This is a genomic window from Tabrizicola oligotrophica, assembly GCF_011008935.1.
Taxonomy (GTDB): Bacteria; Pseudomonadota; Alphaproteobacteria; order Rhodobacterales; family Rhodobacteraceae; genus Tabrizicola_A; species Tabrizicola_A oligotrophica.
The window spans coordinates 38,777-61,724 of record NZ_JAAIVJ010000007.1 but is presented as its reverse complement, the minus strand read 5'-3'; the positions used below and the strand labels follow the sequence as shown (position 1 = coordinate 61,724).

Genomic DNA, 22,948 nt, shown 5'->3' with positions numbered 1-22,948 from the left:
AGTCACGAAAGGGTGCAGGATGACAGCCGTGGAACTGGGACTTGATAGCTTTGGCGATGTCAGCCTTGGTGCGGATGGCCAGCCCAAGCCGATGGATCAGGTCTTGCGCGACGTGGTCGATCAGGCGGTGCTGGCCGACGAGCTGGGCATCCATTTCATCGGCCTTGGCGAACACCACCGCCCGGATTTCGCCATCTCCTCACCCGAGATGCTGCTTGCCGCCATTGCTGCGCGCACCAGCCGGATCAAGCTGGGGACGGCGGTGACAGTGCTGTCTTCGGATGATCCGATCCGGGTATTCCAGCGGTTCTCGACCCTGAATGCGCTGTCGAATGGCCGGGCCGAACCCATTCTGGGCCGCGGCAGTTTCACAGAGAGCTATCCGCTCTTTGGCTACGACCTGCGCGACTATGACGTGCTGTTCGAAGAAAAACTCGACATTTTCGCCAAACTGTCAAAAGGCCAGCCGCTGACATGGTCCGGCCAGCACCGCAGCCCGCTGAGCAATCAGATGGTCTACCCGCCGCTGGGCCAGCCGATGACGGTCTGGGTCGGCGTCGGGGGCAGCCCGGAATCCGTGGTGCGCGTCGTGCGACAAGACCTGCAGCTGATGCTTGCCATCATCGGCGGCGACCCGCGCCGCTTCGCGCCCTATGTCGATCTCTACCAACGAGCCTGCGCCCAGCTGGGTCAGCCGGTGCGCCCGATCGGCATCCATTCGCCGGGGTTCGTCGCCGCCACGGATGAAGAGGCCCGCGAGGCGCTCTGGCCGCATTACGCCGAGATGTTCGGCCGCATCGGCCGCGAGCGCGGCTGGCCGCCCACCACCAAGGACCGCTATCTGGACGAGGTGGAACATGGCTCGCTTTACGTCGGCAGTCCCGAAACGGTGGCGCGCAAGATCGCCTCGGCGGTGCGTGATCTTGGGGTGCAGCGCTTCGACATGAAATACGCGACCGGCCCGATGCCGCATGCACAGCTTATGGACTGTCTGCGACTTTACGGCGAAAAGGTCATCCCGATGGTACATGAGTTGCTGGCCGAATGAGCGAAAAGATCACCCCGCAGATGCAGGCCTTCTGGGCCGATGACCCGGCCCCGCAGGAAATGGGGGTGGAACTGATCCGGGCGCACGACGGGCGGGCGAAACTTCGGCTGGCGCTGGAGCCGCGCCACCTGAACGGCCATCGCACGGCGCATGGCGGCGTGGTGCATCTTCTGGCCGATTGCGCCGCGGGCTTTGCGGCGAACTCCACCGGGGAACAGGCCGTGACCCAGACCAACACCATCACCTTTGTCAGCCCCGGCAAGGCGGGTGAAACGCTGGTTGCCACGGGCGAATTCCTCGCGCGGTCCGGTCGCTCGGCCCTGTTTGACGTGAGGGTGACCGGCGGAGACGGCAGGACGGTTGCGGTGATGCGGGCACAAATGCGTTACATTTCCCCCAAAAAATAGGGATCTTTCTGGGAAATCCCGGTCCTGTCATGACAAAGCCCAATTCTCCTGCTTTTGCAGGAATGTCGAAGGTGCGCTGTTTTGCGAAGGATGCCCCCATGCTTGAACTTGGCCCACGCCGCCAGACCCTTGAGCCGATCGAAACCGCCTCGCGCGACGAGATCGAGGCCCTGCAGCTGAAGCGCCTGCAATGGTCACTGGCCCATGCTTTCGCCAATGTGCCGCATTACCGGGCCAGCTTTGCCGCGGCCGGGGTGCATCCCGATGACCTGAAAACGCTCGATGATATCCGGCGCTTCCCCTTCACCCTGAAATCGACGCTGCGCGACAATTACCCCTTCGGCATGTTCGCCGTGCCGCGCGAGCAGGTCGTGCGCCTGCATGCCTCGTCCGGCACCACAGGCAAGCCGACCGTCGTGGGCTATACGGCGCGTGATCTGGACATCTGGGCGAGGCTGATGGCGCGGTCGATGCGGGCGTGCGGCACAAGACCCGGCGATGTGGTGCATCTGGCCTATGGCTACGGTCTCTTTACCGGGGGTCTCGGATTTCACTACGGGGCCGAGAAACTCGGCTGTACGGTGGTGCCGGTTTCGGGCGGCATGACGCCCCGGCAGGTGACACTGATCGAGGATTTCGGGGCGACCACCATCGGCGCGACCCCGTCCTACATGCTGTCGATTCTGGATGAATACCGCGCACAGGGCCGCGATCCGCGCAAATCGCCGCTGCAGGTCGGCATCTTCGGCGGCGAGCCCTGGACGAACGCGATGCGCGCCGAGATCGAGCAGGCCTTCGACATGCACGCGCTGGATTGCTACGGCCTGTCCGAGGTGATCGGGCCGGGCGTGGCCATCGAATGCGTGGAAACCAAGGACGGGCTGCATCTTTGGGAAGATCATTTCCTCGCCGAGATCATTGACCCGGATACCGGCGCGGTGTTGCCCGACGGGCAGGTGGGCGAGCTGGTGCTGACCTCGCTGACCAAGGAGGCGCTGCCGATCATCCGCTACCGCACCCGCGATCTGACCCGGCTTCTGCCCGGCACGGCGCGGTCGATGCGGCGGATCGAAAAGCTGCGGGGGCGCTCGGATGACATGATCATCCTGCGCGGCGTCAATCTGTTCCCCAGCCAGATCGAAGAGCAATTGCTTGCGGTACCGGGCCTGTCGCCCCATTTCCAGATCGAGTTGCTGCGCGAGGGCCGGTTGGACACCATGGCCGTCTGGGTCGAAACCACCGAAGCCACGGCGGACGAAACCCGCGCCGCCCATGCCCGCGCCTTGCAAAAGCGCATCAAGCAAACCCTCGGGATCACAGTCGAGGCCCGCGTCGGCCAGCCCGGCGAGGTTCCGCGCAGTCAGGGCAAGGCGGTGCGCATCGTCGACAACCGGTCCAAGGCCTGAACCACGGGCGACGGGCGTTAGCCCTCGCCTTCCAGCTTGACCCGCATCTCGCGCAGGATCGGCAACACGGCGCGCACCTTGTCGGCGCCAAGCGCCTGCACCACGTCGCCGATCATCGGGATGACGGCGGCCACGGCGGCATCGCGGGCAGCACGGCCCGAGGGCGAGATGGCGACGAATTTCTGCCGGGCATCGTCCCAGTCGGGGCGGATATGGATGTGTCCGGCCCATTCGAGCTTGGTCAAGGTGTTGGTCATCGCGCCCCGGGTGACGTGAAACGCCCGCGCCAGCTGCGCCGGGGTGCGTTCGTCATTGATGCGCGCCAGATGGTTCAGCACCGAAAAATGCGACAGCTCCATCCCCTTGGGCAGCGCCTTGGACACGCGGTTGCGCGCCAGCTGGTCGGCCATGAACAGCTCACCAAACAGCGTCACCGCCAGATCGTCGGTACGGTCGTTCATGGCCCGGTGAACCCGCGGTCATGCGACAGGCTTGGCACGCGGGCGCGGGCCTTGCTGACTTCGGTCAGGTCAAGGTCGACAAAGGTCACCCCCGGCTCGACGCCCGCATCGGCCAGCACCTCACCCCAGGGCGCAATGGCAAGCGAATGGCCATAGGTCCGTCGCCCCTTGCCGCCCGTTTCGCCATGAAAGCCAGTCTGGGCCGGGGCCAGAACAAAGCAGCCGGTCTCGATGGCGCGGGCGCGCAAGAGAACCTCCCAATGCGCCGCGCCGGTGATGTGATTGAAAGCGGCCGGAACCGTAAGGATCTGTGCGCCCGCCTGGGCAAGACGGCGGAAAAGCTGCGGGAAGCGCAGATCATAGCAGACCGCCATGCCGATCTTCGCAAAGCCCGCGTCGGCGAGAACCGCCTTGTTCCCCGGACGATAGGCCGAGGATTCGCGATAGACCTCGGTTTCCGTGACATTCACGTCGAACATGTGGATCTTGTCATAACGCGCGGCGATCTCGCCCGTCGGGGAGACAAGGAACGACCGGTTGGCAAACCGGCCATCGGCGTCATGGGTCAGCACGCCCAGCGAGCCGACCAAAAGCCAGACCCCGGCCCGCGCCGCCTCATCCCGCAGCGCCGACAGCGTGGGATCGTCCTCCTCGTGGCGCAGCACGGCACGCTGATGCGCGCGGTTGCCCGACAGCGCATTGGTGCATTCCGGGGTCAGGACAAGACCGGCCCCGCCCGCCGCGGCCCGGCGGATGTGATCGACCGTCACCGGCAGGTTGGCTGCCGGATCGTCGCCCACGGTCAGTTGCACCAGCCCCGCGCGCATCGGTCAGGCCAGCATCGGGTCAAGCTTGCCGGCATGGTCAAGCGCGTGGATGTCATCGCAGCCGCCGACATGCGTGCCGTTGATGAAGATCTGCGGCACGGACGTACGCCCACCGGCACGCTGCGTCATCGCGGCGCGCAACTGCGGCTGCCCGCCAACGTCGATTTCCTTGAAGGCGACGCCTTTCTTGGTCAGCAGCCGCTTTGCGGCGATGCAATAGGGGCAGGTCTGGGTGGTGTAGATTTCGACGGATCTCATTGCGGTGTCCTTGGCAGTTGCGGCGACTATAAGGATTTAGGCATCCTTCGCAACGCGTGCCATGGTCACAACCGAAACCGCCCTTGCGCCGCCTGCAACGCAGGCCTCGGCCGCGGCGGCAAGGGTCGCGCCCGAGGTCATGACGTCATCCACCAAAAGCACATGCCGGCCCTCGACCCGCGGCGCCCGTTTGGGGTGCAGCGCGATGGCGCCAGACATATTGGCAAAGCGGCCGTCGCGCCCCTTGCCGTCTTGCGAGCCCGTGGGGCGGGGTCGGATCAGGAGATCGGGGCAATGCTCCAGCCGGGCGGGGCGGGCAATGGCCTTGGACAGAAAGGCCGACTGGTTGAAGCGGCGCCGGAACAGCCGCATCCAGTGCAGCGGGATTGGCGCAACCAGCATGCCCGGCTCCAGAATCGGCGCGGCGGCACGCAGCATCCACCCGGCGGCGGGCCGCACCAGATCCAGCCTGTCGCCGTGTTTCAGGGCCAGCACCATCGCGCGGGCCTTGTCCTTGTAAAGCAGCGCCGCGCGCCCGCGCGACCAGGGCCGGGCAAGGGTCAGGCAGTCGTCGCAATGTTCGGGCTTGCCGGTCTCCTCACCCGGCAAGGGCAGGCCGCAAAGGTCGCAGACCAGCCCAGAGATGAAGGGCGTATCGCGCCAGCAGGAACCGCAGAGGCCAAAGTCCGTCGTCACCAGCGCGCCGCAGACAAGACATTGCGGCGGGTAGATCAGATGCAAGACCTTTTGTGCCAGTGTCGCTTGCATTCCCTTGCCCGCCCCCTATGTTCCCCCGCCATGAGCCCGACGCCGCCGCTTCTGACCGACCGCAAGGCGCTTGCCCTGCACCGCGCCCGCGCCAAGGCGCTGTTTCTGCAGGCAGAGGCCGTGCTTGAGGTTCAGGAGAGACTCATCGAGGTTAACAGAACCTTTACAGCCCCGGTGGTGGTGACGGCTTTTCCGGACCTGTGGCAGGATTTCCGCTGCATCCCGGATGAGGACACCCTCGCCCTGCACGAGGGCGGGCAGGATCTGGTGATCCACGCCCTGACGCTGCATTGGGCCAATGATCCGGTCGGGCAGCTGGTGCAATGTCGCCGTGCCCTGCGCCCCGACGGGCTGTTCATCGGGATGATGTTCGGCGGCCAGACGCTGAACGAGCTGCGCGCGGCACTGGCCGAGGCGGAAAGTCAGCTGACGGGCGGGCTGTCGCCGCGGGTGCTGCCGATGGGCGAGATCCGCGATCTGGGCGGTCTGCTCCACCGCGCGGGCTTTGCCCTGCCGGTCGCCGACAGCTTCACCAAGACCGTGCTCTACCGCGACGCCTTCCACCTGATGCGCGATCTCAGGGCGATGGGAGAGGGCAATGCGCTCGCCGCCCGCCTGCGCCGCCCGACCCGGCGCGACGTGTTCCTGCGGGCAGCAGAGATCTATCAGGGCCGTTACGCCGATGCCGAGGGTCGCATTCCCGCGACCTTCGAGATCATCTGCCTGACCGGCTGGGCGCCGCATGACAGCCAGCAAAAACCGCTGCGCCCCGGATCGGCGGCGGCACGGCTGGCCGATGCACTGAATGCCGCAGAGACCCCGTTGCGCGACCAAAAAGGTTGACCCTGCGGCGGCGCGCTTTATCTCGGGGTGAGCCAAAGCAGGAACTCTCATGACCGACGTCACGCCCGGAACCGACCGCCTCGCCCACGCCCCTGCCGACCATCCGGCCGTGAAGGCCCCGAAGATCGGAATCCTGTTGGCCAACCTCGGCACGCCGGACCATTACGATTACTGGTCGATGCGGCGCTATCTGAACGAGTTTCTGTCTGACAAGCGGGTGATCGACATCCCGAACTGGAAGTGGCAGCCGCTGCTGCAACTCATCATCCTGACCAAGCGGCCCTTTTCGTCCGGCGCGAATTACAAGTTGATCTGGAATCACGACAAGGGCGAAAGCCCCCTGATGACGATCACCAGGAACCAGACGGCAGCACTTGCTGCGACGATGCAAGCCGCCCATGGCGACAAGGTGATGGTCGATTTCGCCATGCGCTATGGCAATCCCTCGACCGAATCGAAAGTGCGGGACATGGTGGCGGCGGGCTGCGAGAAGATCCTGTTCTTCCCGCTTTACCCGCAATACGCGGGTGCCACCTCGGCCACGGCAAATGACGCCTTCTTTGCCGCCCTGATGAAGGAAAAGCGCCAGCCCGCCGTGCGGGTGGTGCCGGAATATTTCGATCACCCCGCCTATATCGAGGCGCTGGCGCAATCCGTCGAGCGCGCCTATGCCAAGCTGGACCACCGGCCCGATGTGCTGGTGGCCAGCTATCACGGCATGCCGATCCGCTATCTGATGCAGGGCGACCCCTACCATTGCCAATGCGCAAGGACGACGCGGCTTCTGCGCGAGCGGCTGGGCTGGGAGAAGGCCGATATCGAGATCAGCTTCCAGTCTGTCTTTGGCCGCGAGGAATGGCTGAAGCCCTATACCGTCAAGCATGTGGCGGAATTGGCCAAACAGGGCAAGAAACGCATCGCGGTGATCGCTCCGGCCTTTTCGGCCGATTGCATCGAAACGCTGGAAGAGATCAACGGCGAGATTCGGGAAGCGTTTGAACACGCGGGCGGCGAGGAATTCACCTATATCCCCTGCCTGAACGACGACGCGGCGCATATCGCGGCGCTGGCTCAGGTGATCGAGGCCAATCTGGCAGGCTGGGTCTGACCCGGCCTTTCCCTGGCACAAAAGAAAAGAGCGGCAGGAAACCCTGCCGCCCCTATCTTGAACAATCCCGAAAGGATTAGTTCGACGCCACAGCGGCGGCAACAACCACCAGCAGCAGCAGCGGGAGCAGGATGCCGCCCGACGACGAGGTGCCAGCTTCGACAACAGCCGGCTCCATCACGGGCTCAGCCATGCCGCCAGCGAAAGCGGTGGTAGCAGCAACCGACAGAGCGGCAGCGAGAGCGATCTTTTTCATAGTGACCTCCAGATTTCGCATGGCGCCGAATTTTTCAGAGGCGACGCCACACACCCAAGATTATTCCTCATGCCGCCTTCCTAAACAGCTTGCCGGGTGATTTGCAATGCACCCCAAAGCTACCGGCGCGGCGAGACCAGCGGTGTCGTCAAATAAGCAACACTTGCGTGCCAACTTGCGCCATATCGAACAACTCTTGAATGTGTTCGTTGTAAAGGCCGACACAACCGTTTGACGATCGGCGCCCGATCTTGCGGGTGTCATGGGTGCCATGGATGCGGTAATAGGTCCAGCTGAGGTAAAGCGCGCGGGTGCCAAGCGGATTGTCCGGCGCACCGCCTTCGACCACCTCCGGCCATTCCGGGTTGCGCTCGCGCATCGACGGCGTGGGCCGCCAGCTCGGGTTCACCACCTTTTCGACAACCTCGGTCCGGCCCCGGCGGGTAAGTTCCTCGGACAGCGGCACCGAAGTCGGGTAAAGCCGATAGATCGACTGGTCTTCCGACCAGAAATGCAGGGCCCGCGAGGTGATGTCGACCAGGATCGCGCCCTTCTTGGTGTTTTCGAAGTAGCTCTGCCAGTCCAGCATACGGAAGCTGGAAATGTTGTTGCGCACCTGATCGCCCGCCGCGGGCAACATCTCGGTGCTGCCTTCGACGGTCTGGGCAAGGGCCGGCATGGCCGCGGCGCTGCCGAGGACGGCTGCTCCGGTCAGGAACAGGCGGCGGTTCAGCGGCTTGGAATATTCGGCGGTCATCCGCAGATCTCCACGAGGTTGGAATTTCGCGCCCTTCTACATCCAAGCGGTCAAAGGCGCAAATCAAAGGCCCGTCATTGTGGCGGGGATCGGCGCAGTCACGCAGAGTTGGGTTTGATCCCCGCCGTGACATTGGATAAAGACGGGTCCGATGCGGGCCGCCAGGCGGCCTTTTGGTGGTGGAAGATCATGAACAGACGGACAGTGTTTCTGATGGGCGGAACGGCAGCCATGCTGGCGGCCTGCGGTGTCGGCGCCAGCCAGCCCAGAGTCGGCGCCGATGGCAAGCCCCTGCCGCGCGTCTATCGCATCAATGAGGCGACCGCCGAGAAGATTCCCTATCGTGTGCTGGATTCGATCAACACCCTGCGTTCCGCTGGCGGCTCGGTGCCTCTGGTGCTGAACGCCGAACTGACGGCCGCGGCCCTGACCCATTCGCGCGACATGTCGGTGCAGAACCGGCCCTGGCACTTCGGCTCCGACGGCTCTTCGCCGCTGCTGCGGGTGCAGCGCGTGGGCTATGCCGGCAAGTTTCTGGGGGAACTGATTTCGGAAACCTACGAAACCGAAATGGAGACGCTCGCCGCCTGGATGGCGCAGCCCGACACCCGCGATGTGGTGCTTGATCCGGCGGCCCGCAACCTTGGCCTGTCCTGGTATCAGGAAGAAGGCGGCAAGATCTGGTGGACGCTGCTGACCGGCGCCTGAACCGGCAACGCTTTGTCCTGAAAGGAAAACGGGGGCCGCGGCCCCCTTTTTCATATCCTCAGGGCTGAATCTGGACCGGGGTCCCGGGCTTCACCATTGCATAGACCATTTCCATCTGCCGGTCGGTCACGGCGATGCAGCCCGCCGTCCAATCCTGTTTGGTCACTTTCCGGTTTGGCCCGCCATGAATGAAGATGTCTCCTCCCGGCGGCTTGCCATTTTCGGCGGCAAAGGCACGGTCGGCGTCATTGGGATAGCTGATGCCCAGAGACAGGTGGAACTCGGACTTCGGGTTGCGGTGGCTGATGGTATAATTACCCTCGGGCGTCTTGCCGTCGCCTTCGAACTGCTTGTGGCCTTCGGGCGCAAAGCCAAGGCCGATGTCGTATTCCTTCAGCACCTTGTCATTGTGGAAGAGATACATCTTGCGGTCAGACTTGCTGACCAGAACCTGGGTCACTTCCGGGCCGCGATAGGTCCTGAACTTGCTGCCGCAAGCCGTGACGCCAAAGCCGATGGCAATCAGAAGAAGAACCCGAAGGAAGGCCATGTGCCGCAACTGCCCCAGTCTTGCGCGCGATGCGCCGCGCGGTGGTTTTCTGTGGCGCATAGCGGATTTCCGCCGACCTTGCCAGAGAGGATCAGCCCCAAGCGCCCCGATCACAGGATTTTCAACCCGGCCTCAGCGCGAGAATCGCGCGGCGAGTTCGACATGGGCAGACCAGCGGAACTGGTCGACCACCTGCACCCAATCCAGCCTGTAACCCGCGGCGACCAGCACCTTTGCATCGCGGGCAAAGGTGACCGGGTTGCAAGAGACATAGGCGATGACCGGCACCTTCGCGGCGGCCAGCCGGTCAACCTGCGCTTCCGCCCCGGCGCGGGGCGGGTCGATGACGACAGCCTCCACCCCCTTGAACTCGTCAGGTTCCAGAGGGCGGCGGAACAGGTCGCGGGTTTCCACCGTCACCCGCTTCAGCCCTTCGGCATTGCGCGCACCCTTTTCCAGAGCGGCGGTCATCGTCGCCTCGCCTTCGACCGCATGAACCTCGGCCCGCTCGGCGAGCGGCAGGCTGAAGGTGCCGCAGCCGGCGAAAAGATCGGCCACCTTGCGGGCCGGGCCGATGGCCAGCGCCACGGCCTGCAGCAGAGCTCTTTCGCCCTCGGCGGTGGCTTGCAGGAAGGCCCCCGGCGGCGGGGCGACCAGCGCACGGCCAAAACGCTGCATGGGCGCGGCGCGCAGCGCGACGGTTTCGCCGTTCCATGTCAGCCGCGCGATCTTCTGTGCCTCGCAGAGCCGCGCCATCTCCATCTGCAACTGGGCATCGAGCGGCTTGCCGCCGGTCACAGCGACATCGGCCCCGGCAAGGCTGCGGGTGATGGTCAGCTGCACCTCGGTCGTGCGCGAGCCGCCCATCTTGACGAGTTCCTCCAACGCCGGGAAAGCGGCAACCAGATCGGGGTGCAGCAGCTGGCAGTTCGGCACGTCGACGATGGTGTCGCTGGCGCGGGCGTGAAAACCCATCAGCGCGCCGCCCTTGGTCTTGCGCCCGGTCAGAGTGGCGCGGCGGCGCGAGCGGGCGGGCGAGGTGGCCATCGGGCGGAAGGTCGCCTCCAGCCCCTGCCCGGCCAGAGCGCCGCGCACGATGCCTTCTTTCCAATGCGCCACAAAGTCATCGCCGGCGTGCTGCATCAGGCACCCGCCGCAGGTGCGGGCATGCGGGCAGGGCGGCTTCACCCGATCGGCCGAGGGCGTGACGATCTTGCCGCCGGTCAGCGTGTCCTTGACCAGTTCGCCCTCGACCACCTCGCCCGGCAGGAAACCCGGTGCGTAGATCGGTCCTGCTTCGCCGATGGCAATGCCGTCGCCCAGATGTCCCAGCCTGTCGATGGTGATCTTCACGCCTGTTCGTCCTCGTCCGTGCCCAGAAACCCGCCGGACTGGCGGTTCCAATAGCGCGCATAAACCCCGCCTTGCGCCAAAAGGCCAGCGTGATCGCCCATCTCGACGATGCGGCCCTGTTCCATCACGATGATCCGGTCCATGGCGGCAATCGTGGACAGCCGGTGGGCGATGGCCAGAACGGTCTTGCCCTCCATCACCCGCCCCAGCGCGGCCTGAATGTTGGCCTCAACTTCGCTGTCCAACGCGCTTGTCGCCTCGTCCAGCACCAGAATCGGCGCATCCTTCAGGAAAGCCCGGGCCAGCGCGATGCGCTGCCGCTGCCCGCCCGACAGCTTCACCCCGCGTTCGCCAAGGAAGGCGTCATAGCCGCGCCGGCCCTGATGATCGAGCATGCCGTCAATGAACTCATGCGCTTCCGCCGCCTTCGACGCTGCGATGATTTCCGCCTCACTCGCCTCGGGCCGGCCATAGGCGATGTTGTCGCGGGCCGAGCGGTTGAACATCGCGGTTTCCTGCGTGACCATGCCGATCTGACGGCGCAAGGATTCCTGCGTCACATCGCGCACGTCATGGCCGTCCACCACAACCCGCCCGGCCTCGCAGTCGTAAAGCCTGAGCAGCAGCGCCACGAGGCTGGATTTTCCCGCGCCCGAAGCGCCCACAATCCCCAACTTCTCGCCGGCCCGGATCGACAGGTTGATGTCTGCCACCCCGCCCCGCTGGCGGCCATAGGCAAAGGTCACGCCCTGAAGCGCGATTTCCCCCCGGACACGCGGCAGGACCACGGCCCCCGGCGCGTCGGCCAGCGAATGCGGCGCGGCCAGCGTATGCATGCCGTCCTCGACCTCGCCGACCGAGGTGTAGATCGTCATCAGGGTAAAGCTGACCCAGCCGGTCATCTGCGCGATCCGCATGGAAATCGCACCCGCCGCGGCAATATCACCCGGCGTCGCCACGCCCTCTTGCCAAAGCAGGATGGTGCCGCCGATCAGGATCACCGGCAGGATGCCCGCAAGCGTCATCAGGGCCAGACGGAACCATGCGGCGATGACGCCATATTCCAGCGACCGGTCGCGGAACACCTCCATCGCCTTCAGCGCCACCCGGTCCTCAAAGGCCGAATGGGCAAACAGCTTCACCGTCTTGATATTGGTGATGGTGTCGACCACCTGCCCCGTCACCATCGCCCGGCTGGAGGCCCGCGCGGCCGAGTTTTCCCGCACCATGGGAATGAAGATGCGGATCAACACCAGATAGCCGCCCAGCCAGACCGCCAGCGCCACGCCGATCCAGATATCCACGGCGAACAGATACAGCACCGAGGCCACCACCGAAGCCAGCGCGAAGAATACCGTGTTGATGGTTTCCGTCGTGACATCCGTCACCGCCCGCGCCGCCTGCATCTGCTTTTGCGCGATGCGGCCGGCGAAATCATTGTCGAAGAAGGTCAGCGCCTGCCCCAACGTCCAGCGGTGCAGGCGCGAAAGAACGAGGGGCAGGAGGTTCGGCCCCAGCGTGATCTGGATGGTGGCGCTTGACGCAGCATAGGAGAGCGGCCGCAGGATCAGGTAAAACGCCATCGACCAGAAGATGAGCGCCCCGTGGTCGGTAAAGAACGAGGCCGGATTGCCGGTGATGGTCGCGTCGATCACCCAGCCCAGAACCAGAGCCGAGACCACCTCGGTCACCCCCGCAAGCGAGGACAGGAGCGCGGCCAGCCAAAGCTGGGCCCATGACCCCGACAGGCTCCATTTGAAGAACGCGCCAAGGGTCTGCGGCGGGGCTTGATGGGTGGGGCGGAAGGCGTCGATCCAGTCGCCCATGCGCAAAAGGCTCATGCGTCTTCCTCCAGCCCGATGAAGCCTCCTGATTGGCGCGCCCAGAAGCGGGCGTAAAGCCCGTTCGCGGTCAAAAGTTCGGCATGGCTGCCTTCTTCGGCGATGTGGCCATCCTCCAGCACGACAATGCGATCCATCGCGGCGATGGTCGAAAGCCGGTGGGCGATGGCGATGACCGTCTTGCCCTGCATCACGCCATAAAGCGCCGCCTGAATGGCGGCCTCGGCCTCGGAATCCAGCGCGCTGGTCGCCTCGTCCAGAATGAGGATCGGCGCGTCCTTCAGGATCACGCGGGCCAGCGCCACGCGCTGCCGCTGCCCGCCGGACAGCTTGACGCCGCGCTCGCCGACATGGGCGTCATAGCCCTTGCGGCCTTGCGGGTCTTCCAGCGTCAGGATGAAGTCATGTGCCTCGGCCTGTCTGGCGGCGGCGATCATCTGGGCTTCGGTCGCCTCGGGACGGCCATACAGGATGTTGTCGCGCACCGAGCGGTGAAGCAGGGACGAGTCCTGCTGCACCATGCCGATATGGGCGCGCAGGCTGTCCTGTGTGACGGTGGCAATGTCCTGATCGTCGATCCGGATGCGCCCGCTTTCCGTGTCGTAGAACCGCAGCATCAGCTTGACGAGCGTTGACTTGCCCGCCCCCGACCGCCCCACCACGCCGATCTTTTCTCCCGGCCGGATGGTCAGCGACAGGTTCTGCAACCCGCCCGAGCCCCGTCCGTAATGGTGGCTGACGCCATCGATCTCGATCCGGCCTTCGCGGAACGCCAGCGGCTTGGCTCCGGCGGCATCGACCAGCCCGATGGGATGGGTGATGGTCTCCATCCCCTCCTGCACCACGCCCAAAGCCTGCACCAGTGCGGTGAAGGCCCACATGATCCAATAGGTCATGTTGTTCAGCCGCAGCACCAGCGCCGAGGCCGCAGCCACAGTGCCGACGCTTGCCGCGCCCTGATACCACAGCAGGATCGCCCAGCCGGTGACCGCCACGATCAGCCCGCCGTTCAGCGTGGTCAGCGCCAGATCCATTCTGGTGATGATCCGCATTTCCTGCTTGAAGGTCGCGCGGGCGTGTTCGATGCTTTCCTTGGCATAGGCCATCTCGGCCTCATGCCGGGCGAAAAGCTTGACCGAATGGATGTTGGTATAGGCATCCACCACCCGCCCCGTAACCGCAGAACGGGCATCGGAACTTGCCTTCGAGGCGGGCCCCGCCCGGCGCACGGTCCAGTTGACCAGCGCCAGATAAAGCGCGAACCAGATCACCAGCGGCAGCACAAGGCGCGGGTCGGCCTCGGCCAGCATGATCCCGGCGCCAACGATGGTGACAGAGGCGAAGGCCATGGCGTCAAAGGTCTGGAACACCGCGTCGCCCGCCGCCGGCGGTGTCTGCATGATGCGGTTGGCGATGCGGCCCGCGAAATCGCTTTCGAACCAGCCGACCGGCTGGCGGATCACATGGGCATGCGCGCGCCACCGGATCATGGTGCCGAAATTCGGCAGGATGGCGTTGTGCAGCAGTGCGACATTGCCGACCAGGAGCAGCGGTCGCAGGACCAGCACGGCCAGCGCAACGGCGATCAGTTCGGTCCCATGATCCGCCCAAAACGCTGCCGGACCAGCGCTCGCCAACTGGTCCACCAGCCGCCCGACATACCAGATCAGCGCCACATCGGCGAAGGCGGTCAGCACTGACAAAAGCGCGGTGGCGGCAAAGACCTTGCGGAACGGGCGGATGTAGTCGGCAAGGAACGGCCACAGCCGGCGCGGCGGCGTGTCGGTTTGCGGATAAGGGGCGTAGGGATCGACCAGATTTTCGAAGAAACGGAACATGAGAAAGGCCTTTTGGGCAAGACGCGCGGACTGGGGCAGCGGGGCCCCGACGGGACCGCCAACGGGATCGGTCCTGTCAGATCAGGTGCCAGATCTTCCCGTAGCCCATGCCGTCCTCCTCTGGTTCGGTCTGCGAAGGCTACCGCGGGGTATCCGGCCTGTCACGCCCGTTTTCACCGAGCAGCGCGTCGCGTTTGAGCCGCAGGTCGCTTTGCAGCCAAAGCGTTTCAAGCCGCTTCAGCTCTTGGCCAAGGGCGGGCCCGGTGAAGGCGGGGATCAGATCGGCGGCACTGATCGGGAACCGCGCGGCGGCCCCCCGGGCCACCTCGGCCTGCCAACCCGCAGGCACCGGGCCTTCCATAAGGGCCGCACGGACAAGGACCGCATCGGCACCCGTGGCCTCGCCAAGTTTCCAGCCCAGCGCCGCAGGGGTCAGCAGACGACCCGCCGCTTCACGCAGGGCAGCGACAGTGCCGGCATCGGCGCGCGACAGGCGCAGGACCTCGGCCACCTCTTGCCCGCCGATCACGGCAAGGCGGCGCTGCCAGCGGACCGGCAAACCCGCCTCCAGATGGATCAGCGGGGCAAGCGCGCGCGGGTCCGCCCCCGGCAGGGCGTAGACCAGCACCCCGGCCCTTGCCATCGCGGCAAGCGAGGGCGCCGGATCGGGCGCGGCGAGCAGCTTGCGCATCTCGGCCCCGATGCGTTCGCGCGACAATCCGTCAATGCCCGCCGCCAGCTCGGCGCAGGCGGCCAGACCCTCGGGGTCGATGCCCTGCGCCGGATCGCCGTAATGGGCGTGAAAGCGGAAGAATCGCAGAATGCGCAGGTAATCCTCGCGGATGCGCAGATGCGCATCGCCAACGAACCGCAGGCGCCGGGCCACAAGGTCCGGCAGGCCGCCCAAGGGGTCGATCACCCTGCCCCGTGCATCGGCATAAAGCGCGTTCATGGTAAAATCGCGCCGCGCGGCATCCTCGGCCACTTCCGAGGCAAAGGCGACGACGGCGCGGCGGCCGTCGGTTTCCACATCACGGCGGAAGGTCGTCACCTCATGCGCACAGCCCCCGGAGATCACCGTCACCGTGCCGTGGTCGATGCCGGTTGGCACCACGCGCAGACTGGCAGCTTCTGCCAGCCGGCTGACTTCTGAGGGCAAGGCGTCGGTCGCAATGTCGACATCGGCAACCGGCACGCCCAGCAGCGCATTGCGCACGCAACCGCCGACGAACAGCGCCTTGTGGCCGGCAGTTTCCAGCACGGCGCACAGGGCCTGCGTGCCGGGATGGCTCAGCCAGTCGCCCGTCACCTTCATGCCGCGACCCTTTCGGCCAGCCCGCGCAGGATGCGGGCCGTTGCCCCCCAGATGTAATAAGGGCCGAACGGCACGGCGTAATAGCGCCGCCACTCGCCACGCCACAGGCGGCGCTCGATCCCGTACCGGCTGCGGTCCAGCACATGCGACAACGGCACGGTGAACACCTCGTCCACTTCGCCAACCTCGGGCGCCGGCGTGAAATCCCCGGTAACACGGGCGAGGATGGGCGTCACGGCAAAGCCGGTCACGGTCTCATGCGGCGGCAGGCGACCCCAGATCTCGACAGCGGCTTCGGGCAGGCCGATCTCCTCGCGCGATTCCCGCAGCGCCGCAGCCTCAAGGCTGGCATCGGTCGGATCGAGCTTGCCACCGGGAAAGGCGATCTGGCCGGGGTGGTGCTTCAGATGCGAGGCGCGTTTGGTCAGGATCAGCCGGTCGCCCCAGACCGCCACCAGCACCGCAGCCGGGCGCAAGACCCGGCCGGTCGGCAACTGGACGGCCGGGTTCAGATCGAAATCGGACGATTCGCCTCCGGGGCGCGCAAGGGCGTCGCGAAGGCGAAAGGCGTCAGGCATTCCTGGCCTCAAAGCCCAGGGTGGCCGGGTCCAGCTCATAATGCGCGCTGCAGAACTGGCAATCGGCCGTCACCACGCCCGCCTCGGTGGTCATCTTCTGGATGTCCTTGGCGGAATAGATCGACATCGCCTGCCGCACCTTGTCTTCCGAGCAGGAGCAACCGAACCGCACCGGCTGCACCTCAAAGACCCGCGGCACTTCTTCGTGGAAAAGCCGTACCAGCAGCTCCGTCGGCGACACCGAAGGGCCGACAAGCTCCAGCTCCTCGACTGTATCGAGAAGCGTGTTCGCCCGCGTCCAGTTCTCGCTGTCGACGCCCGACAGGATATCGACATGGCTGAGCAGCCCGCCCTCGCCCGAGCCCGCCTCGGCCGCGACTGCGCGGCTGCTTCCCGCCTGCGGCATGTGTTGCAGCATCACGCCGCCCGCGCGCCAGTGCAGCTTGTTGCCGGGGACCTGGCTTTGGCCAAAGGTCAGCATGAAGCGGGTCGGCAGCTGTTCGGACTGGGCAAAATAGGTTTCGGCGCAGGCCGAAAGCGAGCCGCCCGCGATGGGCGTAAAGCCCTGATAGGGGATCATCCCTTCGCCCTGGTCGATCATGACCGCGAAATACCCTTCGCCGATCTGGCTGAAAGGATCGGCAGCATGATCCAGCCGCTCGGCGTCATAGCTGGCATAGGCCCGGATGCGGGCGGGTTCGCCCTCGGTCGCCGGGCCATAGTAATCGGTGGCGATCAGCCGCGCCGGCCCCTTGCCGCGCACCTGCAACGACAGCTTCCAGCGCAGTTTCACCGACTGGCCGATCAGCGCGGTCAGAAGCGCCATCTCGGCCACCAGCGCCTCGATCACCGGCGGGTAGCTGTGTTGCTTCAAGACCTGGTCCAGCACGCCGTCCAGACGGGCAACGCGGCCGCGGATGTCGGCACGGTCAAGCTGAAAGGGCAGGACGGTATCGTCCCAGGCGATGTTCTGCGCGGTCATGTGGGGTTTCCTAAGGCTGCCGTTCTTGGCATATCGCGCCTATATAGTCAGGGCAACCGCCGGACCAAGGGGGGACGCATGATCAGACGCTATGGCGAGGCGGTGAAGCCGGGGCAGTCCTATCGCCGCCGTCCCGGGGTCTACGCCATTCTTCTGCGGGGCGATGACATCCTGCTGACCCATCAGGCCGAACCCGATGACGAATTCCAGTTGCCGGGCGGCGGCATTGATCCGGGAGAAAATCCCCTGCCCGCCCTGCACCGCGAGGTGATGGAGGAAACCGGCTGGCACATCACCGGGGCGCAGCGCTTCGGCGCCTTCCGGCGGTTCTGCTACATGCCGGACTACGGGTTCTGGGCGGAAAAGCTTTGCACCGTCTATGTCGCCCGCCCGACGCTGCGCATGGGACCACCCGGCGAGCCGGGCCACTCCGCCCATTGGATGCCGGCATATGAGGCCTTGGGCCTTTTGGGCAATGCGGGCGACCGGGCAATGCTGGCGCAGGTGCTGATGCGGCGTCAGGCGCCGCGATAGTCGAAGATCAGCGCCGAGACGTCATCGGGAAACTCGCTGCCCCCGGCGTGATGGGCCAGATCCCAGACCAGCGCCTCCAGCAGATCGGCGCTGGGCAAGCCCGCATTCAGCGCCAGAAGTTGGCGCAGCCCCTCGCTGCCAAGTTCGGTGCCCGCCGGGTCGGGACATTCGGTCAGGCCGTCTGAAACCAGAATCAGCCGGTCGCCTGCGCGGAGCTGGCCCCGAGTCTGGCCGTGAATCGCCCCGTCAAAAAGTCCGATCGGCAACCCGCCTTCGCCCAGCATCTCGACCCGCCCGCCCTTGCGCAGAACCATCGGATGCGGGTGGCCGGCCTGCGTCAGCGCGAAGGCGCCGGTGGCCATGTTCACCTCGGCATAGGCGAGGGTGAAATACTGATCGACCCGCAATTCCTCCAGCATCAGGCGGTTCAGCCGTTCGGCCACCAGTGCGGGCGGATAGGCATCGCGCCGGCCCTGCGCACCGGCTTTCAGGGCAATGTTCTGATCGGGCGAGCCACCGGACAAAAGCCCCGCCAGACGAGCCGTCATCATGGCCGAGGCCACGCCATGCCCCGAGACGTCGACCGAAAACACGCCCACGCGCTGCGAATCGATGGCAAAACTGCCCACCAGATCACCGCCGACATGGCCCGAGGGCTTCAGCAAAAGGGACACCGTGCCCCCGCCATAATCGCGGAACCGGTCGCGCATCAGCCCGTCTTGCAGCTTGCGCGCCTCGATCAGGTCACGATCGAGCGAATCGTAAAGTTTTTGCAATTCATCCAGCGTGGCGCCGATCAGGCGGTTCTTTTGCACCAGTTCCCGCTGCATGCCGAGAATCCGCTCCCCCGCGCGCAGCCGCGCGCGCAGTTCGTCAAAGCTGACAGGTTTCGACAGGAAATCGTCCGCTCCGACCTCCAGCCCGTCGGCAACCTCGGTCTTTTCCGATTTCGAGGTGAGCAGCACGAAATAGCCATAACCTTCACGCGGCAGGTCCTTGAACTTGCGGCAGAACTCCAGCCCTGTCATGCCCGGCATCATCCAGTCGGACAGGACCATTTCAAAAGGCACGGCGCGGCAGGCCTCAAGCGCCTCTTCGCCCGAAGCGGCCTCCGTCACCTGATAGCCCCAGCGCTGCAATTGCAGCGCCAGTACCCGGCGCTGTGCCTTGCTGTCATCGACCACCAACACGGGCAGCGGCGCAACCCCGCCCGCCGATGCGCCAGCCTTCTGTTCGATCAATCCCACGCCAACCCCCGAAACCACCGGAAACCCCACCCGGCAGCCCCTGTCTGCGCCCAACCGCTTAAGGGAAGGTGAAGGCTAAAATTCGAGACACGGCCCCGGAACAGCTAAAGGTTTCTTAAGCAGTTCCCGGCAAAGTCGGCAGCCAGTGGCAGGAGGCGCGCATGATCGACTGGACCCGGGTTGCCGAACTTCGCACCGAAATCGGCGACGAAGATTTCGCTGAGGTGGTGACTCTTTTCCTGGAAGAGGCTGACGAAGCCGTGCAGGGGCTTGCAGGTTGTCAGGCGGCGAGGGCGCTGGAATCCACATTGCATTTTCTCAAGGGCTCGGCCCTAAATCTGGGGTTCCAGACGCTGGCGCGGCTGTGCCAGGACGGGGAAAGGCGGGCTGCCGCCGGCGAAGCCGGCATCGACGTCGGCGCCATTGCTTCTGCCTACGAAAGCTCGAAGATCAGCCTGGCTGCCGGCCGCGCTGCGCCGGGTGACAGCCGCGCCGCCTGATCTCCCCTTGCGCCCGGCAGCAGTGGCGCTATGTTCCTTCGCACCTCGGGGTGCCTGAAAAGGCTGAGATGCAGCAATGCGGACCCGTTGAACCTGAACCGGCTCATACCGGCGGAGGGAAGGTGCATGGAAGCCCTCCATCCCGACCTCGACCGTCGCAACTGGAGGAACCCATGAAGACCATCCCTCTCGCTGCGGGTTTTGTTTGCCTTGCCAGCATGGCAATGGCCGAGACGCCCGTGCTTGACGTTTACACCTATGACAGCTTCGCCTCGGAATGGGGCCCCGGCCCTGCGATCGAAAAGGGCTTCGAAACCACCTGCGCCTGCGATCTGCGCTTCGTGACCGCTGGCGACGGCGCCGCCCTTCTGGCGCGCGTGCAGCTTGAAGGCCCTGCCAGCGCCGCCGACGTGGTGGTGGGGATTGATACCAACCTGACTGCGCAGGCCGCGGCGACCGGCCTCTTTGCGCCCCATGGCCAGCCCGCCGTGACCGGGTTGCCGACCCCTTACGAGGACGCGAATTTCCTGCCGTTCGACTGGGGCTGGTTCGCGTTTGTCCACAACAAGACCCTGGCCAACCCGCCGAAATCCTTCGAGGAACTGGCCGCCTCCGACCTGAAGATCGTCATCCAGGACCCGCGTTCCTCGACCCCGGGCCTTGGTCTGGTGATGTGGGTCAAGTCGGCCTATGGCGACCGCGCGGCCGAAATCTGGACGGGACTGAAGGACAACATCGTCACCGTCACCCCCGGCTGGTCCGAGGCCTACGGGATGTTCCTTGAAGGCGAGGCCGACCTGGTTCTGTCCTACACCACCTCGCCCGCCTATCACCTGATTGCCGAAAGCGATGACGGCAAGGCGGCTGCGGCCTTTGGCGAGGGCCATTACCTGCAGATCGAAGTCGCGGCAAAGCTGGCGGCCAGTGACCAGCCCGCGCTGGCCGATGCCTTCCTTGCCTATCTGGTGTCCGAAGAGGCGCAGGGCGTGATCCCGACGACGAACTGGATGTACCCGGCGAACCCGCTGGCGGCGGGCTTGCCCAAGGGGTTTGAAACCCTGATCCAGCCGGGCACGTCGCTGCTTCTGCCGCAGGACGAGGCCGGCGCAATGCGCGAGGCCGCGGTGGCGGAATGGCAAGCCGCGCTGGCGCAATAAGCGCCGCCCTTCTGGGGCTGGCCGTTGCCGCGCTGACCCTTGGCAGCGCCGCGCTGACGGCAGGCCACGCGACCGATTGGTCGCTTGGCCCAGCCGACGGCGCGGCCTTGCGCTTTACGCTGCTGCAGGCGGCACTTTCGGCCCTGGTCTCCTGCCTTCTCGCCATCCCGCTGGCTCGCGCGCTGGCCCGCAGGCGGTTTCCCGGCCGGCTGGCCCTGATCCGGCTGCTGGCGGCGCCGTTCCTTTTGCCGGTTGTGGTCGCGGTGCTGGGCCTTCTGGCCATTTTTGGACGCGCGGGCCCGGTGAACGCGGCGATAAGCGCGCTCGGGCTGCCCACCCTGTCGATCTTCGGCCTGCACGGCGTCGTGCTGGCCCATGTCTTTCTGAACCTGCCGCTTGTGGCCCGCATCCTGCTGCAAGGCTGGCAGGCGATCCCGGCCGAGCGCTTCCGCCTGGCCGAAGCCTTGTCGATGCCGCCTGTGGCGCAGTTTCGCCATCTGGAAGCGCCGATGCTGCGCAGCCTCTTGCCGGGGGCGCTTGCGACCGTCTTTCTCCTCTGCCTGACCAGTTTCGCCGTGGCCCTGACCCTTGGCGGCGGCCCAAAGGCCTCGACCCTTGAGCTGGCAATCTACCAGGCCCTGCGTTTCGAGTTCGACCTCGGTCGCGCCGCCCTGCTGGCCGCGCTGCAATTCGGGCTTTGTGCGGCGATAACGCTGGCCAGCTTCCGGCTGACCACAGCGGCGGTTTTCGGCCCCGGTCTGGGACGTGACATCGCCATTCCCGCCCCCAAGGGCTGGCGGCGCGGCGCGGACGGGGTGACAATCGGCCTTGCCATCGCCTTTCTGATGGGTCCGCTTCTGGCGATCCTCCTCCGTGGGCTGCCCGGCCTGACAGATCTGCCAGCAGGGTTATGGCCGGCGCTCGGGCGATCCTTCGGGCTTGCGGTGCTGTCAGCGGCGCTGGCCAGCGGCATCGCGCTGACGCTCGCGCTTGCGGTTGCCCGCGGACAAGGCTGGCTGGAACTGACCGCGATGCTGCCGCTTTCCGCTTCGGGTCTGGTGATGGGGACCGGGCTTTTTCTTGCTATCCATCCCCAGATGTCGCCCGAGATGCTGGCGCTTCCAGTCACGCTGGCGGTCAACGCCGCAATGGCCCTGCCCTATCTCTTCCGCCTGCTGCTGCCCGAGACCCGCGCCCTGCTGGCCGATTACGGACGACTTTGCGACAGCCTTGGCCTTTCGGGTCCGGCCCGGCTTCGCCTTGTCATCCTGCCGCGTCTGGCCCGGCCGCTTGGTTTTGGCGCAGGCCTTGCGGCAGCCCTGTCGATGGGCGACCTTGGGGTTATCGCGCTGTTCGCCGGCGCGCGAACCGAGACGCTGCCGCTCTTGATCCAGCGCCTGATGGGGGCCTATCGGATGGAAGCGGCCGCCGGAGCATCGCTGGTGCTGGTTGGCGCAAGTTTTGCCCTGTTCTGGGCCTTTGACCGATGGGGGGCGACCCGTGCTGCGGCTTGACAGGCTGGATATCCGGCAGGAGGATTTTCACCTGACCGCCGACTGGCAGGTGCCCGCGGGGGCGCGCGTCGCCGTGATCGGGCCATCCGGAGCGGGAAAATCCACGCTTCTCATGGCCTTGGCGGGATTTGTGCCCTACGGTGGGCGGATGTTGTGGCAAGGCGCTGACCTTGGACCGATGCCACCGGGCGAACGGCCGCTGTCGATCCTGTTTCAGGATCAGAACCTGTTTCCGCATCTGACTTTGGCACAGAATCTGGGCCTTGGAATTTCGCCCCGGCTGCGACTGACCGAAGCCGATCATGCCCGGATCGACGCCACCCTGACCCGGGTCGGTCTCGCCGGGTTGGGCGCGCGCAAACCCGGTCAGCTTTCCGGCGGCCAGATCGGCCGGGCGGCGCTGGCCCGTGCCTTGTTGCGCGCACGCCCAGTGCTTCTGCTGGATGAGCCCTTCGCTGCGCTTGGTCCCGCGCTCAAGGCCGAGATGCTGGATCTGGTTTCGGAAACCGCCGCCGAAACCGGCGCGACGGTGCTGATGGTCACCCATGACCCCGCCGACGCGCGGCGCTTCGCCGGGCTCACCGTGCTGGTGGCCGATGGGGTGGCAGATGCCCCGCGGCCGACGGCAGAGATTTTCGCCAACCCGCCCCTGGCTCTGCAAACCTATCTTGGAAAATGAAAACCCCCGCCGT

At 65.6% G+C, this 22,948-nt stretch carries 25 protein-coding genes and 1 riboswitch; of the genes, 11 read left to right on the top strand and 14 right to left on the bottom strand.

The window, feature by feature from the left end; all coding sequences use genetic code 11:
- Positions 1–19: 19 nt before the first annotated feature.
- The 3 genes from G4Z14_RS12480 to paaK all read left to right on the top strand — a co-directional run bounded on the left by G4Z14_RS12480 (position 20) and on the right by paaK (position 2,861).
- Positions 20–1,048: an LLM class flavin-dependent oxidoreductase gene (locus tag G4Z14_RS12480; RefSeq protein WP_164626220.1), complete on the top strand. Its 1,029-nt coding sequence runs from the start codon at positions 20–22 to the stop codon at positions 1,046–1,048.
- Positions 1,045–1,455 (top strand): PaaI family thioesterase, encoded by a 411-nt coding sequence (locus tag G4Z14_RS12475; protein ID WP_164626218.1) that lies wholly within the window; start codon positions 1,045–1,047, stop codon positions 1,453–1,455. Before G4Z14_RS12480 ends, G4Z14_RS12475 begins: the two co-directional genes overlap by 4 nt.
- 98 nt (positions 1,456–1,553) lie before the next feature.
- On the top strand, positions 1,554–2,861 hold the full coding sequence (paaK, locus tag G4Z14_RS12470; protein ID WP_164626216.1) for a phenylacetate--CoA ligase PaaK: 1,308 nt from the start codon (positions 1,554–1,556) through the stop codon (positions 2,859–2,861).
- A 17-nt stretch (positions 2,862–2,878) separates the two neighbouring features.
- Here the strand turns inward: paaK and G4Z14_RS12465 are convergent, their stop codons facing one another.
- The 4 genes from G4Z14_RS12465 to G4Z14_RS12450 are packed head-to-tail and all read right to left on the bottom strand — an operon-like array spanning position 2,879 to position 5,175.
- A complete protein-coding gene (locus tag G4Z14_RS12465) occupies positions 2,879–3,322 on the bottom strand; it encodes a MarR family winged helix-turn-helix transcriptional regulator (RefSeq protein ID WP_164626214.1) in 444 nt (147 codons plus the stop codon).
- Complete coding sequence (locus tag G4Z14_RS12460; RefSeq protein ID WP_164626212.1) at positions 3,319–4,149, bottom strand: carbon-nitrogen hydrolase family protein; 831 nt, start codon at positions 4,147–4,149, stop codon at positions 3,319–3,321. Before G4Z14_RS12460 ends, G4Z14_RS12465 begins: the two co-directional genes overlap by 4 nt.
- A gap of 3 nt (positions 4,150–4,152) precedes the next feature.
- Entirely contained in the window at positions 4,153–4,407 is a 255-nt protein-coding gene (gene grxC, locus G4Z14_RS12455) for a glutaredoxin 3 (RefSeq protein WP_164626209.1), read from the bottom strand.
- A 36-nt stretch (positions 4,408–4,443) separates the two neighbouring features.
- Entirely contained in the window at positions 4,444–5,175 is a 732-nt protein-coding gene (locus G4Z14_RS12450; protein ID WP_164626208.1) for a double zinc ribbon domain-containing protein, read from the bottom strand.
- Between the two features lie 30 nt (positions 5,176–5,205).
- Between G4Z14_RS12450 and G4Z14_RS12445 the strand changes: the two genes are divergently transcribed.
- Together G4Z14_RS12445 and hemH are read left to right on the top strand one after the other, a co-directional pair.
- The gene (locus tag G4Z14_RS12445) at positions 5,206–6,018 is read left to right on the top strand and encodes a methyltransferase domain-containing protein (RefSeq protein ID WP_164626206.1); all 813 of its coding nucleotides are present in this window, start codon (positions 5,206–5,208) and stop codon (positions 6,016–6,018) included.
- 49 nt (positions 6,019–6,067) lie between these two features.
- The gene (gene hemH, locus G4Z14_RS12440) at positions 6,068–7,126 is read left to right on the top strand and encodes a ferrochelatase (RefSeq protein WP_164626204.1); all 1,059 of its coding nucleotides are present in this window, start codon (positions 6,068–6,070) and stop codon (positions 7,124–7,126) included.
- A gap of 76 nt (positions 7,127–7,202) precedes the next feature.
- Here the strand turns inward: hemH and G4Z14_RS12435 are convergent, their stop codons facing one another.
- Both G4Z14_RS12435 and G4Z14_RS12430 read right to left on the bottom strand, forming a co-directional pair.
- Positions 7,203–7,382, bottom strand: coding sequence for a hypothetical protein (locus tag G4Z14_RS12435; RefSeq protein ID WP_164625710.1), 180 nt, complete (start codon positions 7,380–7,382; stop codon positions 7,203–7,205).
- 148 nt (positions 7,383–7,530) lie between these two features.
- Positions 7,531–8,139, bottom strand: a complete 609-nt coding sequence (locus G4Z14_RS12430) for a L,D-transpeptidase (RefSeq protein ID WP_164626202.1) — start codon at positions 8,137–8,139, stop codon at positions 7,531–7,533.
- Positions 8,140–8,328: 189 nt separating this feature from the next.
- Here G4Z14_RS12430 and dalA point away from each other — a divergent pair, with 189 nt between their 5' ends.
- A complete protein-coding gene (gene dalA, locus G4Z14_RS12425; RefSeq protein ID WP_164626200.1) occupies positions 8,329–8,847 on the top strand; it encodes a divisome-associated lipoprotein DalA in 519 nt (172 codons plus the stop codon).
- Positions 8,848–8,905: 58 nt separating this feature from the next.
- On the opposite strand, the gene G4Z14_RS12420 is transcribed toward dalA, so the two are convergent.
- The 7 genes from G4Z14_RS12420 to hslO all read right to left on the bottom strand — a co-directional run bounded on the left by G4Z14_RS12420 (position 8,906) and on the right by hslO (position 17,304).
- Complete coding sequence (locus G4Z14_RS12420; RefSeq protein ID WP_164626198.1) at positions 8,906–9,397, bottom strand: L,D-transpeptidase family protein; 492 nt, start codon at positions 9,395–9,397, stop codon at positions 8,906–8,908.
- A gap of 132 nt (positions 9,398–9,529) precedes the next feature.
- Positions 9,530–10,750 (bottom strand): class I SAM-dependent RNA methyltransferase, encoded by a 1,221-nt coding sequence (locus tag G4Z14_RS12415; protein ID WP_164626196.1) that lies wholly within the window; start codon positions 10,748–10,750, stop codon positions 9,530–9,532.
- The gene (locus tag G4Z14_RS12410) at positions 10,747–12,591 is read right to left on the bottom strand and encodes an ABC transporter ATP-binding protein (RefSeq protein ID WP_164626194.1); all 1,845 of its coding nucleotides are present in this window, start codon (positions 12,589–12,591) and stop codon (positions 10,747–10,749) included. Before G4Z14_RS12410 ends, G4Z14_RS12415 begins: the two co-directional genes overlap by 4 nt.
- Positions 12,588–14,429, bottom strand: a complete 1,842-nt coding sequence (locus G4Z14_RS12405) for an ABC transporter ATP-binding protein (protein WP_164626192.1) — start codon at positions 14,427–14,429, stop codon at positions 12,588–12,590. Before G4Z14_RS12405 ends, G4Z14_RS12410 begins: the two co-directional genes overlap by 4 nt.
- Before the next feature lie 139 nt (positions 14,430–14,568).
- Positions 14,569–15,744, bottom strand: a complete 1,176-nt coding sequence (locus G4Z14_RS12400) for a CCA tRNA nucleotidyltransferase (RefSeq protein WP_164626190.1) — start codon at positions 15,742–15,744, stop codon at positions 14,569–14,571.
- Positions 15,741–16,322, bottom strand: a complete 582-nt coding sequence (locus G4Z14_RS12395) for a CoA pyrophosphatase (protein WP_164626188.1) — start codon at positions 16,320–16,322, stop codon at positions 15,741–15,743. Before G4Z14_RS12395 ends, G4Z14_RS12400 begins: the two co-directional genes overlap by 4 nt.
- Entirely contained in the window at positions 16,315–17,304 is a 990-nt protein-coding gene (hslO, locus tag G4Z14_RS12390; protein WP_164626186.1) for an Hsp33 family molecular chaperone HslO, read from the bottom strand. The genes G4Z14_RS12395 and hslO overlap by 8 nt, the downstream gene beginning before the upstream one ends.
- A gap of 78 nt (positions 17,305–17,382) precedes the next feature.
- Here hslO and G4Z14_RS12385 point away from each other — a divergent pair, with 78 nt between their 5' ends.
- Positions 17,383–17,838, top strand: coding sequence for an NUDIX domain-containing protein (locus tag G4Z14_RS12385; RefSeq protein WP_164626184.1), 456 nt, complete (start codon positions 17,383–17,385; stop codon positions 17,836–17,838).
- Here G4Z14_RS12385 and G4Z14_RS12380 read toward each other — a convergent pair.
- Positions 17,823–19,076, bottom strand: a complete 1,254-nt coding sequence (locus tag G4Z14_RS12380) for a PP2C family protein-serine/threonine phosphatase (protein ID WP_407703832.1) — start codon at positions 19,074–19,076, stop codon at positions 17,823–17,825. The two genes, G4Z14_RS12385 and G4Z14_RS12380, sit on opposite strands and share 16 nt — an antisense overlap.
- Before the next feature lie 170 nt (positions 19,077–19,246).
- On the opposite strand from G4Z14_RS12380, the gene G4Z14_RS12375 reads away from it, so the two are divergent.
- From G4Z14_RS12375 to G4Z14_RS12360, 4 genes are all read left to right on the top strand, one after another.
- Positions 19,247–19,585: an Hpt domain-containing protein gene (locus G4Z14_RS12375; RefSeq protein ID WP_164626182.1), complete on the top strand. Its 339-nt coding sequence runs from the start codon at positions 19,247–19,249 to the stop codon at positions 19,583–19,585.
- 36 nt (positions 19,586–19,621) lie between these two features.
- Positions 19,622–19,722, top strand: a riboswitch (TPP riboswitch).
- Between the two features lie 36 nt (positions 19,723–19,758).
- Positions 19,759–20,742 carry a thiamine ABC transporter substrate binding subunit gene (gene thiB / locus G4Z14_RS12370; protein WP_164626180.1) on the top strand — a complete coding sequence of 328 codons (984 nt, stop codon included), beginning with the start codon at positions 19,759–19,761 and terminating at the stop codon, positions 20,740–20,742.
- The gene (locus tag G4Z14_RS12365; protein ID WP_164626178.1) at positions 20,718–22,256 is read left to right on the top strand and encodes a thiamine/thiamine pyrophosphate ABC transporter permease ThiP; all 1,539 of its coding nucleotides are present in this window, start codon (positions 20,718–20,720) and stop codon (positions 22,254–22,256) included. The genes thiB and G4Z14_RS12365 overlap by 25 nt, the downstream gene beginning before the upstream one ends.
- A complete protein-coding gene (locus G4Z14_RS12360) occupies positions 22,243–22,935 on the top strand; it encodes a thiamine ABC transporter ATP-binding protein (protein WP_164626176.1) in 693 nt (230 codons plus the stop codon). The genes G4Z14_RS12365 and G4Z14_RS12360 overlap by 14 nt, the downstream gene beginning before the upstream one ends.
- Positions 22,936–22,948: the final 13 nt, after the last annotated feature.

Coding starts and splice junctions, on each gene's coding strand:
- paaK (WP_164626216.1), top strand. CDS start 1,554: ATGCTTGAACTTGGCCCACGCCGCCAGACCCTTGAGCCGATCGAAACC.
- G4Z14_RS12375 (WP_164626182.1), top strand. CDS start 19,247: ATGATCGACTGGACCCGGGTTGCCGAACTTCGCACCGAAATCGGCGAC.
- dalA (WP_164626200.1), top strand. CDS start 8,329: ATGAACAGACGGACAGTGTTTCTGATGGGCGGAACGGCAGCCATGCTG.
- G4Z14_RS12420 (WP_164626198.1), bottom strand. CDS start 9,397: ATGGCCTTCCTTCGGGTTCTTCTTCTGATTGCCATCGGCTTTGGCGTC.
- G4Z14_RS12385 (WP_164626184.1), top strand. CDS start 17,383: ATGATCAGACGCTATGGCGAGGCGGTGAAGCCGGGGCAGTCCTATCGC.
- G4Z14_RS12475 (WP_164626218.1), top strand. CDS start 1,045: ATGAGCGAAAAGATCACCCCGCAGATGCAGGCCTTCTGGGCCGATGAC.
- G4Z14_RS12460 (WP_164626212.1), bottom strand. CDS start 4,149: ATGCGCGCGGGGCTGGTGCAACTGACCGTGGGCGACGATCCGGCAGCC.
- hslO (WP_164626186.1), bottom strand. CDS start 17,304: ATGACCGCGCAGAACATCGCCTGGGACGATACCGTCCTGCCCTTTCAG.
- G4Z14_RS12480 (WP_164626220.1), top strand. CDS start 20: ATGACAGCCGTGGAACTGGGACTTGATAGCTTTGGCGATGTCAGCCTT.
- grxC (WP_164626209.1), bottom strand. CDS start 4,407: ATGAGATCCGTCGAAATCTACACCACCCAGACCTGCCCCTATTGCATC.
- G4Z14_RS12410 (WP_164626194.1), bottom strand. CDS start 12,591: ATGAGCCTTTTGCGCATGGGCGACTGGATCGACGCCTTCCGCCCCACC.
- G4Z14_RS12395 (WP_164626188.1), bottom strand. CDS start 16,322: ATGCCTGACGCCTTTCGCCTTCGCGACGCCCTTGCGCGCCCCGGAGGC.
- G4Z14_RS12405 (WP_164626192.1), bottom strand. CDS start 14,429: ATGTTCCGTTTCTTCGAAAATCTGGTCGATCCCTACGCCCCTTATCCG.
- G4Z14_RS12465 (WP_164626214.1), bottom strand. CDS start 3,322: ATGAACGACCGTACCGACGATCTGGCGGTGACGCTGTTTGGTGAGCTG.
- G4Z14_RS12430 (WP_164626202.1), bottom strand. CDS start 8,139: ATGACCGCCGAATATTCCAAGCCGCTGAACCGCCGCCTGTTCCTGACC.
- hemH (WP_164626204.1), top strand. CDS start 6,068: ATGACCGACGTCACGCCCGGAACCGACCGCCTCGCCCACGCCCCTGCC.
- G4Z14_RS12445 (WP_164626206.1), top strand. CDS start 5,206: ATGAGCCCGACGCCGCCGCTTCTGACCGACCGCAAGGCGCTTGCCCTG.
- G4Z14_RS12365 (WP_164626178.1), top strand. CDS start 20,718: ATGGCAAGCCGCGCTGGCGCAATAAGCGCCGCCCTTCTGGGGCTGGCC.
- G4Z14_RS12435 (WP_164625710.1), bottom strand. CDS start 7,382: ATGAAAAAGATCGCTCTCGCTGCCGCTCTGTCGGTTGCTGCTACCACC.
- G4Z14_RS12450 (WP_164626208.1), bottom strand. CDS start 5,175: ATGCAAGCGACACTGGCACAAAAGGTCTTGCATCTGATCTACCCGCCG.
- thiB (WP_164626180.1), top strand. CDS start 19,759: ATGAAGACCATCCCTCTCGCTGCGGGTTTTGTTTGCCTTGCCAGCATG.
- G4Z14_RS12400 (WP_164626190.1), bottom strand. CDS start 15,744: ATGAAGGTGACGGGCGACTGGCTGAGCCATCCCGGCACGCAGGCCCTG.